Below are 17625 nucleotides of genomic sequence, written 5' to 3'. Positions count from 1 at the left end.
CCTCAGGCGAGAGCGTGTTCGATTTCGCCGCGTACCGCTTCGCGCAGCAACGTGGCCTGCGCGCGACGCTGCGACAGCATCGCCTCGGAAACGGTGCGCTGGCGCGGCGCCCAGATGGGCAGCGGGAAATGCGCGTCGTTGGAGAAACGGGGAATCACATGCCAGTGCACGTGCGGCACCTGGTTGCCGAGACTCGCCAGATTCACCTTGACGGGGTGCAGGATGCGCCGGATCGCGCGCTCGACGGCGTATACCACGCGCATCACACGGTCGCGCTCGCCGTCGCCCAGATCGGAAAACTCGGCGACGTGCCTGTTCCAGATCACGCGGCAAAAACCGGGGTAGTCATGTTCGTCGGCGAGGACGACACGCAGCGTGTCGTCCTGCCACAGTACATCGCCACCGTCTTCACGGCAGAAGATACAGTCCATCGTCGTCCTCGAACGGAACCTTTATCGCGCCATTAGACCAGCACGCGCTCGATTCCGCCATTGTTCGCGCGCTGCACATAGTCGGCCATCCAGTTCTCGCCGAGCACGTGTCGCGCGATTTCGACAACGATATAGTCGGCTTCGATATTCGCGTCTTCGTTGTAACGCGACAGACCTTGCAGACAGGACGGGCAGCTCGTCAGGATCTTGACGTCGGACGCTGCGCCGTTTGCACCGTTGGCGCCGTTCGGTTGCGTGCCATCACCCGCCTTCAGCACCGAACCCGGCTGCGCGTTCGCGCCCGCATCGGCGACGACGGGAATACCGCGCAACTTCGCCGCGCCCTTGCGGATTTCCTCTTCCTTGCGGAAGCGCACCTGCGTCGAAATATCCGGACGCGTGACAGCCAGCGTGCCCGACTCGCCACAGCAGCGATCGTTCTTCTCGATCTTGTAGCCGTCGTTCTTCTCGGCGCCCATGAGCTCGTTGACCAGCTTGACCGGGTCCATCGTCTTGATCGGCGTGTGGCACGGGTCGTGGTACATGTAGCGCGTACCCTTCACGCCCTCGAGCTTGATGCCCTTCTCCAGCAGGAATTCGTGGATGTCGATGATCCGGCAGCCCGGGAAGATCTTCTCGAATTCGTAGCCAGCCAGCTGGTCGTAACACGTGCCGCACGACACCACCACCGTCTTGATGTCGAGATAGTTCAGCGTGTTCGCGACACGATGGAACAGCACACGGTTATCCGTGACGATCTGCTCGGCCTTGTCGAACTGGCCCGAGCCGCGCTGCGGATACCCGCAACACAGATAACCCGGCGGTAGCACCGTCTGCACGCCCGCTTCCCACAGCATCGCCTGGGTGGCGAGACCGACCTGCGAGAACAGACGCTCGGAACCGCAACCGGGGAAGTAGAACACCGCTTCCGAATCGACGGTCGTGGCCTTCGGGTTGCGGATGATCGGGACGATCTTGTTGTCCTCGATATCGAGCAGTGCGCGGGCTGTCTTCTTCGGCAGGTTGCCCGGCATCTTCTTGTTGACGAAGTGGATCACCTGCTCGACCACGGGCGGCTTGCCAGTCGTCGCGGGCGGATGCGCCGTCTGCTTCTTGACGAACTTCTTCAGCACGTCGTTGCCGAGGCGCTGCGCTTTGTAACCGACGCCCATCATCGCGGTGCGCGCGAGATTGATGGTCTGCGGATTGGTCGCGTTGAGGAAGAACATGCCCGCCGCGTTGCCCGCGTTGAACTTCTTCTTGCCCATCTTGCGCAGCAGGTTGCGCATGTTCATCGTGACGTCGCCGAAGTCGATCTTCACCGGGCATGGCGTCACGCACTTGTGGCAAACGGTGCAGTGATCGGCGACATCGTTGAACTCGTCCCAATGCTTGATCGACACGCCACGGCGCGTCTGCTCTTCATACAGGAACGCCTCGACCAGCAGCGACGTCGCGAGAATCTTGTTGCGCGGGCTGTACAGCAGATTCGCGCGCGGCACGTGCGTCGCGCAGACGGGCTTGCACTTGCCGCAACGCAGGCAGTCCTTCACCGAATCGGCGATCGCGCCGATATCGGACTGCTGCATGATCAGCGATTCATATCCCATCAGCCCGAACGACGGTGTGTACGCATTGCGCAAGTCCGCGCCTTCGAGCAGCTTGCCCTTGTTGAAGCGGCCATGCGGATCGACGCGCTGCTTGTACGCGCGGAATTCGCCGATCTCGTCTTCCGTCAGGAATTCGAGCTTCGTGATGCCGATGCCGTGCTCGCCAGAAATCACGCCATCCAGCGAACGCGCGAGCTTCATGATGCGCGCCACCGCGTGATGCGCGTCCTGCAACATCTCGTAGTTGTCGGAGTTGACGGGGATGTTCGTATGAACGTTACCGTCGCCCGCGTGCATGTGGAGCGCGACGAACACGCGGCCGCGCAGCACCTTTTTATGAATAGCCTGCGCTTCGTCGAGAATCGGCTTGAACTCGCCGCCGTTGAAGATCTGGCGCAGTTCCGCGCGGATTTCCTGCTTCCACGACACGCGCACCGTGCGGTCCTGAACGATATGGAACACGTTCGCGTCCGGCTGATCGTCCACGCGATCCGCGAATTTCTCCGCGAGCCCCGCATAGCCGAGCCCAACCAGATAGTGCTGCGCTTCGCGCAACGACAGGTCCAGCTTGTCGCGCAGGAATTCCCAGCGCTTCTTCACATGGCCGAGCAGTTCGAGCGCCTGCTGCACGCGATCTTCGAGCAATTCAGCGCTCGGAATTTCGTTCGCGTCGTCGCTCTTGCCGAGCGGCAGCTTGCCGCTCTTGAAGAACGCTTCGAGCGCGTCGACCAGTTGCAGCTTGTTCTTGATCGACAGTTCGATGTTGATGCGCTCGATGCCGTCCGTGTATTCGCCCATGCGATTGAGCGGAATCACGACGTCTTCGTTGATCTTGAACGCGTTGGTGTGCTTCGCGATCGCTGCCGTGCGGCTGCGGTCGAGCCAGAAACGCTTGCGCGCCTCGGCGCTCACGGCGACGAAGCCTTCGCCGCTCTTGCCGTTGGCCATGCGGATCACTTCCGACGTCGCCGTCGCGACCGCGTCCGCATCGTCGCCGACGATATCGCCGATCAGCACCATCTTCGGAAACGCGTTGCGCTTGCTCTTGGTCGCGTAGCCGACCGCGCGCAGATAACGCTCGTCGAGGTGTTCGAGGCCCGCTAGAATCGCGCCGCCCTGCTTCGACGTTTCGAACAGATAGTCCTTGATTTCGACGATGCTCGGAATCGCCTCTCGCGCCTGGCCGAAGAACTCCAGACAGACGGTGCGCGTATGCGCGGGCATCTTGTGCAGCACCCAGCGCGCCGACGTGATCAGGCCGTCGCAGCCTTCCTTCTGGATGCCCGGCAGACCGGCGAGGAATTTATCCGTGACGTCTTTGCCAAGACCTTCCTTGCGGAAACGCCGGCCTTCAATGTCGAGCATTTCCGTGCGCAGCAGCTTTTCGCCGGGCGCGTATTCGCCGTCGAACCACTTTAGTTCGAAGCGCGCGACGGGAATGTCGTGAATCTTGCCGAGGTTGTGATCGAGGCGCGTGACTTCGAGCCAGTTCCCTTCCGGGTCGACCATGCGCCACCACGCGAGGTTGTCGAGCGCCGTGCCCCACAGCACGGCCTTCTTGCCGCCCGCGTTCATCGCGACGTTGCCGCCGATGCACGATGCGTCGAGCGACGTCGGATCGACGGCGAACACATAGCCCGCCTGCTCGGCCGCTTCCGTCACGCGGCGCGTGACGACACCTGCGCCGGAGAAGATCGTCGGCACCTTGTGCGCGACGCCGGGCAACTCCGTCAATTCGACCGCGCCCAACTGCTCCAGCTTCTCGGTATTGATGACGGCGGAGAACGGCGTGAGCGGCACCGCGCCGCCCGTGTAGCCCGTGCCGCCCCCGCGCGGAATCACGGTCAGGCCGAGTTCGAAACACGCCTTGATGAGACCGGCGATTTCGGCTTCCGTATCCGGCGTCAGCACGACAAACGGATATTCGACGCGCCAGTCGGTCGCGTCCGTCACGTGCGAGACGCGCGCGAGGCCGTCGAAGCGGATGTTGTCCTTCTGCGTCTGGCGGCCCAGCACTTTGGTCGAGCGGCGGCGCAGATCGGCCATTTTCTCGAACTCGCCCGCGAATGCATCGACGGCGCGGCGCGCGGCGGCGACCAGCGTTTCGACACGTGCCGCACGATCGACGCCCGCGTCGTCGCCATGCTCGACGAGGTCGGCGCGGCGGCGCTTTTCAATTTCGGTCAGACGGTGATTCAGCGCTTCGATCAGCAGCGCGCGGCGCTTTGGGTTGTCGAGCAGGTCGTCTTGCAGGTAAGGATTGCGGCGCACGACCCAGATGTCGCCGAGCACTTCGTACAGCATGCGCGCCGAGCGGCCGGTGCGGCGTTCCGCGCGCAGTTCGTCGAGGGCGGCCCACGCTTCGTCGCCGAGCAGACGGATGACGATTTCGCGGTCGGAGAACGACGTGTAGTTGTACGGGATTTCGCGCAGACGCGGTTCGGCGTCGGCGGCAACGGTGGCGGCGGCGCCGTGCGGATCGAAAACTTGAGGTGCGTTCATGTTTGGACGACTCGGTAGGTCAGCGGCGTGCGCTCATCGTTGAGGCCCGCTGACAGTGCGCGTGGGGCGCAATGCTGGAAATCTTTCTAGTGTGCGAAGCCGCAACCGGCAGGCCAGCGCCCGGGATCGCCGGGGAAATGGCTGGAACGTGGGTGGCCGGTCGCCTCGCGGCGCTCAGAGGCAGCTACACGATCGTGCATGCCGCACGTGCCGCTGCGCCGCGGGACGAGACTCGCGCGGGACGGGCATCAAATGGGCGATCCGAGGCTGCCAGTGCATCTTCCGATCCTTGTTCCAAAATAAGATTCTACCGCATGATCCTCGCGCGCGTTGACGCCTGAATGTAAGCGCGACAAGCCTTTGCGCGTTCGCTTGACAGAATTCGCCGCGAAATTGCCAGGCGGCGACGCACCCAAAATGCATCGCGTCCATGCCCACGCTGAGTCCGATTTTTCGACCGTCCGGTCGGCTGGCCGAGCTTCCCGATAAAGCGAAAGCAATCGGACAAATCCCGGATCAGCCACGTCCGGACAGACGGTTGGCGCTATCATTGATCCTTTCCTGTCCGAAATAGCGCATCGCGCGTGACCCGCATGGCTTCCCACGACTACCTGAAGAAAATCCTCACCGCCCGCGTCTACGACGTCGCGCGTGAGACCGAACTCGAACATGCGCGGAATCTGTCCGCACGGCTGCGCAACCCGATTTACCTGAAGCGCGAAGACAATCAGCCCGTCTTCTCGTTCAAGCTGCGCGGCGCCTACAACAAGATGGCGCACATTCCCGCCGACGCCCTCGCGCGCGGCGTGATTACGGCTTCGGCGGGCAACCATGCGCAAGGCGTGGCGTTGTCGGCGGCACGGATGGGCGTGAAGGCGATCATCGTGGTGCCCGTGACGACGCCGCAGGTGAAGGTCGATGCCGTGCGCACACATGGCGGCCCGACCGTCGAAGTCGTGCAGTCGGGCGAATCGTTCAGCGACGCCTACGCGCACGCCGTCAAGCTGCAGGAGCAACATGGCCTCACCTTCGTCCATCCGTTCGATGATGAATACGTGATCGCCGGTCAGGGCACGGTCGCGATGGAAGTGCTGAGCCAGCATCAGGCGCCCATTCACGCGATCTTCGTGCCCATCGGCGGCGGCGGTCTCGCGGCGGGCATCGCGGCGTACGTGAAATCGGTGCGCCCGGAGATCAAGGTGATCGGCGTGCAGACCGACGATTCGTGCGCGATGGCGCAATCGCTGAAGGCAGGCAAGCGCGTGACGCTGAACGAAGTCGGCCTGTTTTCGGACGGTACGGCCGTGAAGCTGGTCGGCGAAGAGACCTTCCGCCTGTGCCAGGAATATCTCGACGAAGTGCTGACCGTGGACACCGACGCACTGTGCGCGGCGATCAAGGACGTCTTCCAGGACACCCGCAGCGTGCTGGAGCCGGCCGGGTCGCTGGCCGTCGCGGGCGCGAAGCAGTACGCGGAGCGTGAGGGCATCGAGAACCAGACGTTGATCGCCATCACGTCCGGCGCGAACATGAACTTCGACCGCATGCGTTTCGTCGCGGAGCGCGCGGAAGTCGGCGAGGCGCGCGAGGCCGTGTTCGCGGTGACGATTCCCGAAGAGCGCGGCAGCTTCAAGCGTTTCTGCGAACTGGTCGGCACGCGCAGCGTCACCGAGTTCAACTACCGTATTGCGGATTCGGCGTCGGCCCATATCTTTGTCGGCGTGCAGATCCGCAACCGCAGCGAGTCCGCGCAGATCGCCGGCGCGTTCGAGGCGCACAACTTCGCCACCGTCGATCTGACGAGCGACGAACTTTCGAAGCAGCATATCCGCTACATGGTGGGCGGACGCTCGCCGCTCGCGCACGACGAGCGACTGTTCCGCTTCGAGTTTCCCGAACGGCCGGGCGCGTTGATGAAGTTCCTGTCGTCGATGGCGCCTAACTGGAACATCAGCCTCTTCCATTACCGGAACCAGGGCGCGGACTACAGCTCGATTCTCGTCGGTATTCAGGTGCCGTCGGCGGAAGATTCGGAATTCGCGCGCTTCCTGGCGACGCTTGGCTATCCGTATTGGGAAGAGACGTTAAACCCGGTGTATCGACTGTTCCTTGGATAACGAAGCACGCGCATGGCCTTTTCGCTCGACGACAAACTGGTAGTGGCGATCTCCTCGCGCGCGCTGTTCGATTTCGAGGAAGAGAACCGTGTGTACGAGGATGGCAATCTGCGCGACTACGAAGCGCTGCAGCGCGAGCGGCTGAACGTGCCGGCCAAGCCGGGCGTCGCGTTTCCGCTGATTCGCAAGCTGCTTGCGCTCAATACGGGCGCGCACTGCGTGGAAGTGGTGATTCTGTCGCGCAGCGATCCCATCAGCGGCTTGCGCGCGTTCAGTTCGTGCCGCGAGCATGGGCTGGCGATCGAGCGCGGCGTGTTCACGCGTGGCCGCGCGCCGTTCGCGTATCTCAAGCCGCTGAATGCGTCGCTGTTTCTGTCGGCGAACCAGGACGACGTGCGCGATGCTTTGGCCGCCGGATTTCCGGCTGCACGCGTGTTGCCTGAATCGGCGAAAATGGCGAGCAAGTATCCGGATGAAATCCGCATTGCGTTCGACGGCGACGCCGTGCTGTTTTCCGACGAAGCGGAGCGTGTGTTTCAGAAGGACGGCTTGGGGGCGTTCGTCGGTCATGAGATCGACAACAAGGATTTGCCGCTTGCCGATGGACCGCTGAAGCCTTTGTTGAAAGCGCTGCATCGACTGCAGACGCTGGCTGACGAAGCCGCGCCGATGCACATTCGCACTGCGCTGGTGACGGCGCGTTCGGCGCCCGCGCACGAGCGCGCGATACGCACATTGATGGCCTGGAACATCGAAATCGACGAAGCGATGTTTCTTGGCGGGCTGGACAAGAGCGCATTTTTGCGCGAGTTCGAGCCGGACTTTTTCTTCGACGACCAAATTCGCCACTGCGAATCGGCCCGTGACGTGACAGCGATCGGGCACGTGCTGAGTGGCATCGTGAACGCATCATGACACCCGAACAATCACCGCTGGGCAAACCGTCCAGCTACACCGAACAGTACGATGCATCGCTGCTCTTTCCGATCGCGCGGAAGAATGCGCGCGAGCAGATCGGTATTGGGGCGACGTTGCCGTTTTTCGGCACGGACATCTGGAACGCGTATGAGCTGTCGTGGCTGAATGCGCGCGGCAAGCCGCAGATTGCGATCGCCACTTTTTATATTCCGGCGGAATCGCCGAATATCGTTGAGTCGAAGTCGTTCAAGCTGTATCTCGGATCGTTTGCACAGACTTCGTTCGATTCCATCGAGACTGTTCGCGACACGATCAAGCGGGATGTATCTGCTGCGTGCGGGGCTTCTGTGTCGTTGCATCTTTATCCGCCGGCGGAGTTTTCGAAGCTCGCGCTCGATGAGTTCGAAGGGACTTCGCTGGATCGGCTCGATCTGGATACTGATGTTTATCTGCCGGATGCCGGGTTGCTCAAGGCTGCGATTGATGAGGCGCCTACCGAAGAGACCTTGTTCTCTAATCTTTTGAAGTCGAATTGTCCTGTGACGGGGCAGCCTGATTGGGGTTCTGTTCAGATCCACTATGTGGGGCCGCAGATCGATCATGCTTCTTTGCTGCGGTACATTATTTCTTATCGAAATCACACCGGGTTTCATGAGCAGTGCGTCGAGAAGATCTTTCTCGATGTGCTCAAGGTTTGTCAGCCTGTGAAGCTGGCTGTGTATGCGCGCTATACGCGGCGCGGTGGGCTGGATATCAATCCTTTTCGGACTAACTTTAATCTGCCGATGCCGGATAATTTGCGTACCGCAAGGCAGTGAGTTGTTTTGTTTTGTCTGCGACGCGGGGTGGTTTGTTTGACTTTGCGTTGGCATCCGCGCTTTGTTAGCATGCTTCACGCGTCGCCCCTGTGCGGGGCGACGCGTGAAGCTAGATAACAACTCGCGGATGCCAGCACAAACACAAGCAAACCACCCGCGCCGCAAGCAAAAAAAACCCTCAAGCCGCAGGCTTCTTATAAGCGACGCAATCAACCTCAACTTTACAGTCGATAACCATCGACGACACCACACATGCCCGCGCAGGCGGATTCGCCCCAAAGTACTCCTTGAACACCTTGTTAAAGGAAGCAAAGTCACGCGGATCATCGAGCCAAACCCCACACCGCACAACGTGCTCAGGCCCATATCCAGCCTCAGCCAGAATGGCCAGCACATTTTGAATGGTCTTGTGCGACTGCTCTACGATCCCGCCATTGATCACCTCGCCGTTCTCCATCGGCGTCTGCCCCGACACGAACAGCCAGCCATCCGCCTCGACCGCACGCGCAAACGGCATCACCTGACCACCCGTGCCCTTGCCACCTTCAACGCCATAACGCTTCATCGTTCAACTCCTGTAACGTAAGCGCGTCCGCACCCAATGCGAACGCAAAAATTCAGAAACCCTGTGTAAGCTCGGCCCGCGACGCCGCCGTCGCCCCACGCGCCACAAACCTGCCCGCGCGCTCGCCCGTCGGTTTGCCATCGAGATACGACAGCACGCCATTCACCCAAACGGCATCGATGCCATCCGCCGCCTGCTGCGGCTTGTCGAAGGTCGCCGCGTCGCGAACGCGCGCCGGGTCGAACAACACGAGATCGGCGTGATACCCGATGTGCACTTCGCCGCGCTCCTTCAACCCAAAGCGCCGCGCCGACAAACTCGTCATCTTGCGAATCGCCTCTTCCAGCGGAATCAGCTGCTGATCGCGCGCATAGTGGCCCAGCACGCGCGGAAACGCGCCCCACAAACGCGGATGCGGCAACGGATCGTTCGGCAGACCATCGGAGCCGACCATCGTCGCCGGATGCGAAAGAATGCGCCGCACATCGTCCTCGGACATGTTGTGATAGACGGCGCCCGCCGGTTGCAGTCGCTTCGCCGCTTCCTGCTGCGGCACGCCCCACTCCGCCGCAATCTCCTTCACCAGCTTGCCCGCCATCTCGGGATGCGGCGTCGACCACGTGATCGTGATGTCGATATCGCCCGTCACCTGCTTGACGTCGAGCGTCGACGAACTGCGGTTATACGGATAGCAGTCGCAGCCGACAGGATGAAACTGCCGCGCGCCTTCCAGCGACGCCAACACCTCGACACTGCGCCCCCAGTTAGTCGGCCCCGCGCATTTCAGGTGCGAGATGATGACAGGCACGCGCGCGTGCTTGCCGATGCGGTACGCCTCGTCCATTGCATCGAGAATCGCATCGAACTCGGTGCGCATGTGCGTCGTGTACAACGCGCCCGCCACCGCGAGCGGTTCAGCGAGCGCCATCACTTCTTCCGTCGGCGCGGCGAACGCGGAGCTATACGCGAGCCCTGAACTCAACCCCAGCGCGCCATTCAAGAGCGCCTCTTCGAGCTGCACGCGCATCCCGTCGATTTCCTCGCGCGTCGCCGCGCGGTCGAGCCGGTCCATATGGTTGTTGCGCAGTGCCGTATGTCCGATCAGCGCGCCGACGTTCACAGAAGGTTTCGCTTCGTTCACGGCATCGACATAGGCGGCGAACGTCGGATACTGGAACGCATCGCGCGCGCCGAGCAGGTTCATCGGGTCGGGCGGATCACCCTTGAGCGACACGGGCGACGCGCTGATCCCGCAATTGCCGACGATCACCGTCGTCACGCCCTGCGTGATCTTCGGCAGCATTTGCGGCGAACGGATCACGTGCGTGTCATCGTGCGTGTGCACGTCGATGAAGCCAGGCGCGAGCGCGCGGCCGTTCGCCTCGATCACCTCTTCGGCCAGCCAGTTCGACAGGTTGCCGATCGCGGCGATCTTGCCGTTGCGCAACGCGACGTCGCGTTCGGCAGGCGGCGCGCCCGTGCCGTCGTACAGTTGTGCGCCGACGATCAGCGTATCTGCGGCTTCGGGGTGCGAGTGCATGAATCAGTCTCCTAGCGGTTGTCGGTCGCCGCCGCCGCGATGCGCGTCGAGCGCATGCTTCATGCGGCGCAGCAGTTCGCGGCTCTCGTCGCCGAGGCTCACGGCCAGTTCGGTGACGAGCACGTCGAGCGCCATCATCATCGCGTAGCGCGACGACGACGGCTTGTAGATGAAATCGGTTTCGAACGCGACGATGGGAATCACCCAGTCGGCCATCTTCGCAAGCGGTGACGCGGGAGCCGTCACCGTAATGAGCGTCGCGCCATAGCCGCGCGCGATCTTGCAGCTGTCGACCATTTCCGGCACGCGCCCTGTCGTCGAAAGCGCGATCACCACGGTATCGCGCGAGACAGTCGATGCAACCATGCGCTGCAGCAAACCGTCCTGATACGTCGCAACGGGCCGCCCCAGTCGCACGAGCCGAAAGCGCATTTCATCGGCAAGCGCCGTCGAGCCGCCACCCATGCCGAAAACGTAGATCATGCGCGCTTCGCGCAACGCAGCGGCGGCCTGCGCCACAGGCGCCTGACACAGCAACTGATGATTGTGCGTGAGCGCCGTCTGCAACTCGTCGAACACGCGCGTCGCCAATGGCTCGGGCGTGTCGGCCTGCGCGCCCGGCTGCAGGAACCGCTGACCGACAGCAGCCGCCTGCGCGAGCCGCAGCTTCAGTTCTCGCACGTCACGGCAGCCGACCGCTTTCGCAAAGCGCGTGACCGTCGCGACGCTCACTTGCGCCCGCTCGGCCAACGCGCCGATGCTCGCGCGCGACGCGCCCGTCAGATCGTCGAGAATCAACGCCGCGACCTTGCGCTCGGCCGAACGCAGTTCAGGCGCACATTCTGCAATGCGGGCGACAATGTCGAAAGCAACGGGTTCGGCAGTGGAATTCATGGCTCGCAAGCGCCACGCGCCGCCGGTAACATTGCTCGACGCACGCGTGGTACTAAATAACATTTCATCAAACATCGTACTTTCGGTAACATACGAAAGTCAACTTCGATTCGATTTAACTGGCCGATGGAGCAGGATGACATGAAAGTTACAAACTATCAGGGAGCCACGATCGACCCTTATAGCAAGGGCTTGGGCAACGTGCCGGGCACGAGCATCCAACTGACGGACGCGGCGCGTCTCGAATGGAATCTGCTCGACGAGGACGTGAGCCTGCCCGCCGCCGTTCTGTATGCGGACCGTATCGAGCACAACCTGAAGTGGATGCAGACGTTCGTCGCCGAGTACGGCGTGAAGCTTGCGCCGCACGGCAAGACGACGATGGCGCCGCAACTGTTCCGCCGCCAGATCGAAACGGGCGCGTGGGGCATCACGCTTGCGACGGCGCATCAGGTGCGCGCCGCGTATCACGGCGGCGTATCGCGCGTGTTGATGGCGAACCAGCTGGTCGGCAAACGCAACATGCTGATGATCGCGGAACTGCTCAGCGATCCGGACTTCGAGTTCTTCTGTCTGGTGGATTCCGTCGAAGGCGTCGAGCAGCTTGGCAAGTTCTTTGGCTCGGTGAAAAAGCAGTTGCAGGTGCTGGTCGAACTGGGCGTGCCGGGCGGCCGCACAGGCGTGCGCGACGACGCGCAAACCCATGCCGTGCTCGACGCGATCGCGCGTTACCCGGATTCGTTGAAGCTCGCGGGCATCGAGCTGTATGAAGGCGTGTTGAAGGAAGAACAGGAAGTGCGCGACTTCCTGCGCAGCGCGGTGAAGCTCACGCTCGAACTGTCGGACCAGGGCCGCTTCGCGCGCACGCCAGCTGTGCTGTCGGGCGCAGGCTCGGCATGGTACGACGTCGTCGCGGAAGAGTTCTCGAAGGCGTCGCGCAAAGACCGCATCGAGATCGTGCTGCGTCCGGGCTGCTATCTGACGCATGACGTCGGCATTTATCGCAAGGCGCAGACGGATATCTTCAAGCGCAATCCTGTTGCAAAGCGCATGGGCGAAGGGCTGTTGCCCGCGCTGCATCTGTGGGCGTATGTGCAGTCCATTCCCGAACCGGATCGCGCGATCATCGGCCTCGGCAAGCGTGACTCGGCATTCGACGCCGGCTATCCGGAACCCGCGAAGCATTATCGTCCGGGCACGCAGGCGCCGCGCGATGTCACCGCCGATGATGGCTGGGAAATTTTCGGCTTGATGGATCAGCACGCCTATCTACGGATTCCCGCAGGCGCCGATCTGAAAGTCGGCGACATGATCGCGTTCGATATCTCGCATCCGTGCCTGACGTTCGACAAGTGGCGGCAGGTGCTCGTGCTCGATCCGTCGTATCGCGTGACGGAAGTGATCGAAACGTTCTTCTGATTGTTCTTCGATCAAAGCGGCGCTGCGTCTCACGACACAGCGCCGTTTTTTATTGATCGATTATCGGCTCAGCGCCCGGCTTGCGCGGCTTCAGCGTCCGCCGCCGCGGCTACTTCGACGATGCGCGCCTCGAGCATCGTCAGCGCGCTCGACAGGGCGGCGAGCACATCGTCGGGCAACGCGGCCATCGTGTCGTGCAGAAACGCATTGCGGTTCGGCAGGCTCGTTTCGATCGCGGCGAGCCCCTCCGCCGTGAGCTTCACGTTCGTGATGCGGTTGTCGCGCTCGTCCATGCTGCGCGAGATCCAGCCCATCGCTTCGAGCGACTTCAGCTGTCGCGTCAGCGCGCCCGGATCGATGCGCAAGCGTTCGACCAGCTTCTTCTGCGACGACTCGCCCGCCTGCTCGTACAACGCGAGCAGAATGCGCCAGCGCGGCATCGGATGCCCGACGCGCCCTTCGAACGCCGACATGAACGCGCGATACGTGCGTCCAAACTGATGCAGGATAGCGACGCGGTCCTGTTCTTCCATGATCTATCTTCGATTCAAAAACGCTTACATTCCCGTCAATCCGCGTGGATGACCGGCTCGATCTGCTTGCGCAGCTTGACGGGCGGCACGCGCCGGCTCTGCCAGATCGCGAACAGCGACACCAGCGCGCCGAGCATCAAGCCGATATGGATCGCGCCCACCAGCGATTCGCGCGCCGACTCCAGCAGCACGGCGCCATTGTGCCCTGCCTTCGCGAGTTCGCTCAAAAGCGTGTGCTGCGCGTCGCGATTCACGAGGATCTGCGGATCGCCGAGATCGGCGAACCATTGGCTTGCCCGATCGCCATCGAGCGCGCTGCGCACGCCGCTCGCATACATGTGCGTGACGAGCGTGCCCGTCAGCGCCGTGCCGATCATCCCGCCGATCATACGCAGCGATTGCAGCAGCGCCGTCGCGATGCCGAGATGCTCGCGACCCGCCGTCTGCTGCGCGAACACCGTTAGATTCGGCAGCACGAAGCCGAGGCCGAGGCCGCCGAAGGTCATGAACAGCATCAGCAGCCAGTGGGGCATCGTGTGCGTCGCGATCACCATGCCGAGCGACGCCGCCGCGAACAGCGCGAAGCCGATGAACAGCATCACATTCGGATTCGGCACGCGCGACACGATGCGCCCATTCGCAATGCTGCCGATCGTGATGAACACGACGAGCGGCGTGATCACGAGACCCGCCTCGTTCGGCGTCATGCCGAAGCCGCCCTGAAACAGCAGCGGCGCGTAGAACAGCAGCGAGAACATCGCGAAACCGCCGAGCACGGCCAGCACGAACAGCGCGGACAGGCTCTTGTTGCGGAACATGTCGATGGGAAGGATCGCTTGCGGGAAGCGCTTTTCCCACTTCCACAGCGCAATCGCACACGCGACGCTCACGACCAGCAACGCAAGCGCCGAAGCCGTGACGCCGTGCTTCGGCAGCAATTCGACGAACATCTGCAAGCTGCCGAGCGACAGCGCGATCAGCACCGCGCCCGGCCAGTCGAGCCGCATCTTGCCTTCGTGGACGACATGCCGCAAATGCGGCAGATAGCGCCATACGAAAAACAGCGACAGCAGGCCGACGGGCAAATTCACGTAAAACACCGAGCGCCAGCCGTAATACTGCGTGAGAAAGCCGCCGAGCGACGGACCGATGGCATTCGCAATGCCGAACGCCGTGCTCATCAGTACCTGCCAGCGCAGCCGGACCACGGAGTCGGGAAACAGGTCAGGGATGCAGGCGAACGCGGTGCCGACCAGCATGCCGCCGCCGATGCCCTGCAAGCCGCGCGCGATCACCAGAAACAGCATGTTGTTGGCCGCGCCGCACAGCACGGATGCGCCGGTGAATACGACGATCGACGCGATGACGAACGGCTTGCGCCCGTAGTAATCGCCGAGGCGCCCGAAGATCGGCACGGTGATCACCGACGTCAGCAGATACGACGTCGCGACCCACGCGTACAGTTCGAAGCCTTTGAGATCCGCCACGATGGTCGGCAGCGCGGTGCCGACCACGGTCTGATCGAGCGCGACGAGCATCGAGACGAAAGAGACGCCGAGCATCGCCAGTAGCGACTCCCGGAACGGTAAAACTTGCCCACTCGAATGGTGGGCGGCGGTATGCACGGCCATTTTTGATCGAACAACAGTTGACGCGTCAACGATACGGAATCATAGCATGCTGAATGGCTCTAATCCGGGTGCGTCGATTGCGTCGTTTCATCCGACCCGTTTCATTCGACGCTTCGAAAAATTCCGAAAATCAGGGAGATTCATGGAACCGACTATGCTCGCCGCCGCGCCGCTTTCGGCGGACGATCTCGCGGCCCTGCGCCGCGCCAAGCACGAGCTCGAAAGCCCGGCGCTGACGATGAAGCTCGCCAGCATCGTCGGCTCGCCGATGGAAAAGCTGATTTCGCGCATGCCGTCGATCGCCAGCGACAAGGTCAACGACGCGACGCAACTCGCATTGCGCAAATGTCTGCAGATCGCGCTGCGCACGCTCGGGCGTCCGATGGCCGGCGCGCCGCTCGGCGTCAGCGACCGGCCGAGCAATCTGCTGCACAAGTTCGCGGTCGCGACGACGGGCGCGGCGGGCGGCGCATTCGGGCTGTTCGCGTTGCCCGTCGAGCTGCCCGTCACGACCACGCTGATGTTCCGCTCGATCTGCGATATCGCGCGCAGCGAGGGCGAGGATCTGACTTCCGTCGATACGCAACTGCAGTGTCTGACGGTGCTCGGCATGGGCGGCACATCGAAAGCCGACGACGACGCCGATTACGGCTACTTCATCATGCGAGGCGCGTTGGCGCAGGCGGTGTCGAAGGCGTCGTCGGAGATCGCGACCAAGGGTTTTACGACGCATGGCTCCGCGGCGCTGCTGCGTCTGTTGAACACGATCGCGGCGCGCTTCTCAGTGCAGGTGAGCGAGCAAATTGCCGCGAAGTCGATTCCGGCGATCGGCGCGGTGCTCGGCGCGATGGTCAATACCGTGTTCATCGACCATTTCCAGCAGGTCGCGCACGGCCACTTCACCGTGCGCCGGCTCGAACGCCAGTACGGCACCGAGGCCGTGCAGGACGCGTATCAGGCGATCGACCTTTCGCTCGCGGGATGAACGTCGCGCGGCTCGCTCGTCACGCGTGCGACGAAGCGCGCGGCGAGATCGAGCGCGCGGCGCGCCTCGGGAATGAACGGCGCCCAGAGCTGCCATACGTGCGGCATCTTGCGCCAGATCTCGAAGTCGATATCGACGCCCGCTGCGCGCGCCTTGTCCGCGACGCGGCGCGAATCGTCGAGCAGGACTTCCGTGCTGCTCACCTGCATGAAGAGCGGCGGCAGGCCCCTCAGGTCCGCGTAGAGCGGCGATGCGTACGGGTGCGTAGCCGGCGTGTCGCCGAGATAAAGCCTCGCCGCCCGCGCGATGGAAGGACCGTGAAACATCGGATCGATGCCGTCGTTGGTTTGCAGCGACGCGCCCGTTGCCGCGAGATCGGTCCACGGCGAAAACAGGATCGCGCCTCCCGGTAACGGCTCACCCGCATCGTGCAACGCGACGAGCGTCGCGAGCGCGAGCCCGCCGCCCGCCGAATCGCCTGCGATCACGATCGAGTGAGGCTTCGTGCCGTCTTCGAGCAGGCGACGGTACGCGGCCAATGCATCGTCGAGCGCGGCGGGAAACGGGTTTTCGGGCGCGAGCCGGTAATCGAGCGAGAACACGCGCGCGCCGCTGCGCGATGCAAGACCAAAGGACGCTGCACGATGCGTCTGCGGCGAACAGAAGTAATAGCCGCCGCCATGCAAATAGAGGATCGTCGCCGTATGCGTGCCGTCGACGCGCGTCAGCCATTCGCCGCGCAACGGCCAGTCGTGCTCGCCATAGCGTTCATCCAGCGTCCAGCCCGATGGCACGCGCGGCGTGTACGCGCGCTTCGCTGTCATGCGGCGCGCGCGTTCGGCGCTGATCGTCGGATGCCGCGTCTGCGGATGAAACTGACGGCGCAGGAACCAGCATGCCAGGGCGCTTTGCCAACTCATCGGGGCACTCTCCATCGCGGGTTGAATCGCCATGGTACGTGGCTTTCGACGCGCTTCAATCGAAGGCGGCTTCTATTGGCCGCGTGGGCAGGCGCGCACCGTTTGAAAAGAAAAATGGCCGGAACCGCCGCTGACGGTTCCGGCCATCGTGTTCGATTGCGTGCTTCGTTTAATTCGCCGGCATCACCTGGCCGCGAATTTCACCCGTTGGATTCTGCGCGGTGTGAACGTTGAAGTACCACTGACCGCCCATCAGGTCGGTGACCTGTTGCTCCGTCAGCGTTGCCGAGCCTTTGATCGGACTGGCCAGCGCGTTCTTGTCGATGGGCACCTGCACCTTGGCGTTCTGCCCGACGGGCGCAGGACCGTGGAAGTGCGCCATCGTCACGGGACCCGACAGGCTCTCGTAAGTCGCTGTCCAATTGAGTGTTTTCGTCGAAGTATCGAACGTGGCGTTCAGTGCGCCATGTCCGTGACTCACGCGCGGGGGCACTTCACTCGACGGTTCGAGGTCGGCCTTCAATTCCACCGTATCCGCCAGTGCCACACCCGACGCCAGCGCCCACAAGACAGCAACCATGCTCAGCTTTTGAATTGTAATCATCGTTCTCTCCGGGTCTTTGCGCTCAGGATCGGCGTCGCTTCACGCGCAGTGCGTGAACGGACGCCTTCTGATGCGCCAGCACATACTAGTGCAATTCGGAGCGCTGCGCGTGACGCACGCGCAGCGGTGCAAAGCGTT

Annotated in this window: 14 protein-coding genes; 5 read left to right on the top strand and 9 right to left on the bottom strand. The window is 62.7% G+C overall.

The window, feature by feature from the left end; all coding sequences use genetic code 11:
* Window positions 1-2: 2 nt before the first annotated feature.
* Both H1204_RS01940 and H1204_RS01935 read right to left on the bottom strand, forming a co-directional pair.
* Window positions 3-431: an HIT family protein gene (locus H1204_RS01940; protein ID WP_180729588.1), complete on the bottom strand. Its 429-nt coding sequence runs from the start codon at window positions 429-431 to the stop codon at window positions 3-5.
* Window positions 432-463: 32 nt separating this feature from the next.
* Window positions 464-4543 (bottom strand): FAD/FMN-binding oxidoreductase, encoded by a 4080-nt coding sequence (locus tag H1204_RS01935; RefSeq protein WP_180729587.1) that lies wholly within the window; start codon window positions 4541-4543, stop codon window positions 464-466.
* Between the two features lie 593 nt (window positions 4544-5136).
* Here H1204_RS01935 and ilvA point away from each other — a divergent pair.
* From ilvA to queF, 3 genes are read left to right on the top strand one after another with little or no spacing between them, the layout of a single operon-like run.
* The gene (gene ilvA / locus H1204_RS01930; RefSeq protein ID WP_180729586.1) at window positions 5137-6660 is read left to right on the top strand and encodes a threonine ammonia-lyase, biosynthetic; all 1524 of its coding nucleotides are present in this window, start codon (window positions 5137-5139) and stop codon (window positions 6658-6660) included.
* 12 nt (window positions 6661-6672) lie between these two features.
* Window positions 6673-7575, top strand: coding sequence for a 5'-nucleotidase (locus H1204_RS01925; RefSeq protein ID WP_090835945.1), 903 nt, complete (start codon window positions 6673-6675; stop codon window positions 7573-7575).
* On the top strand, window positions 7572-8396 hold the full coding sequence (gene queF, locus H1204_RS01920) for an NADPH-dependent 7-cyano-7-deazaguanine reductase QueF (protein ID WP_180729585.1): 825 nt from the start codon (window positions 7572-7574) through the stop codon (window positions 8394-8396). Before H1204_RS01925 ends, queF begins: the two co-directional genes overlap by 4 nt.
* Before the next feature lie 178 nt (window positions 8397-8574).
* Here the strand turns inward: queF and H1204_RS01915 are convergent, their stop codons facing one another.
* The 3 genes from H1204_RS01915 to H1204_RS01905 are packed head-to-tail and all read right to left on the bottom strand — an operon-like array spanning window position 8575 to window position 11395.
* The gene (locus H1204_RS01915; protein ID WP_131239131.1) at window positions 8575-8961 is read right to left on the bottom strand and encodes a RidA family protein; all 387 of its coding nucleotides are present in this window, start codon (window positions 8959-8961) and stop codon (window positions 8575-8577) included.
* A gap of 52 nt (window positions 8962-9013) precedes the next feature.
* Window positions 9014-10501 (bottom strand): D-aminoacylase, encoded by a 1488-nt coding sequence (locus H1204_RS01910; RefSeq protein WP_180729584.1) that lies wholly within the window; start codon window positions 10499-10501, stop codon window positions 9014-9016.
* Between the two features lie 3 nt (window positions 10502-10504).
* On the bottom strand, window positions 10505-11395 hold the full coding sequence (locus tag H1204_RS01905) for a MurR/RpiR family transcriptional regulator (protein WP_180729583.1): 891 nt from the start codon (window positions 11393-11395) through the stop codon (window positions 10505-10507).
* Between the two features lie 141 nt (window positions 11396-11536).
* Here H1204_RS01905 and H1204_RS01900 point away from each other — a divergent pair, with 141 nt between their 5' ends.
* Window positions 11537-12814 carry an amino acid deaminase gene (locus H1204_RS01900; protein WP_180729582.1) on the top strand — a complete coding sequence of 426 codons (1278 nt, stop codon included), beginning with the start codon at window positions 11537-11539 and terminating at the stop codon, window positions 12812-12814.
* 68 nt (window positions 12815-12882) lie between these two features.
* Here the strand turns inward: H1204_RS01900 and H1204_RS01895 are convergent, their stop codons facing one another.
* Together H1204_RS01895 and H1204_RS01890 are read right to left on the bottom strand one after the other, a co-directional pair.
* On the bottom strand, window positions 12883-13347 hold the full coding sequence (locus H1204_RS01895; protein ID WP_180729581.1) for a MarR family winged helix-turn-helix transcriptional regulator: 465 nt from the start codon (window positions 13345-13347) through the stop codon (window positions 12883-12885).
* A gap of 35 nt (window positions 13348-13382) precedes the next feature.
* Window positions 13383-14978 (bottom strand): MDR family MFS transporter, encoded by a 1596-nt coding sequence (locus tag H1204_RS01890; protein ID WP_180729580.1) that lies wholly within the window; start codon window positions 14976-14978, stop codon window positions 13383-13385.
* Window positions 14979-15120: 142 nt separating this feature from the next.
* Between H1204_RS01890 and H1204_RS01885 the strand changes: the two genes are divergently transcribed.
* Window positions 15121-15963 carry an EcsC family protein gene (locus H1204_RS01885; protein WP_180729579.1) on the top strand — a complete coding sequence of 281 codons (843 nt, stop codon included), beginning with the start codon at window positions 15121-15123 and terminating at the stop codon, window positions 15961-15963.
* On the opposite strand, the gene H1204_RS01880 is transcribed toward H1204_RS01885, so the two are convergent.
* Together H1204_RS01880 and H1204_RS01875 are read right to left on the bottom strand one after the other, a co-directional pair.
* Window positions 15933-16883 (bottom strand): alpha/beta hydrolase, encoded by a 951-nt coding sequence (locus H1204_RS01880; protein ID WP_180729578.1) that lies wholly within the window; start codon window positions 16881-16883, stop codon window positions 15933-15935. The two genes, H1204_RS01885 and H1204_RS01880, sit on opposite strands and share 31 nt — an antisense overlap.
* 169 nt (window positions 16884-17052) lie before the next feature.
* Window positions 17053-17487, bottom strand: coding sequence for a CHRD domain-containing protein (locus tag H1204_RS01875; RefSeq protein ID WP_180729577.1), 435 nt, complete (start codon window positions 17485-17487; stop codon window positions 17053-17055).
* Window positions 17488-17625: the final 138 nt, after the last annotated feature.

The organism is Paraburkholderia sp. PGU19 (assembly GCF_013426915.1).
Taxonomy (GTDB): Bacteria; Pseudomonadota; Gammaproteobacteria; order Burkholderiales; family Burkholderiaceae; genus Paraburkholderia.
This window is presented reverse-complemented; position numbering and strand designations above follow the sequence as displayed.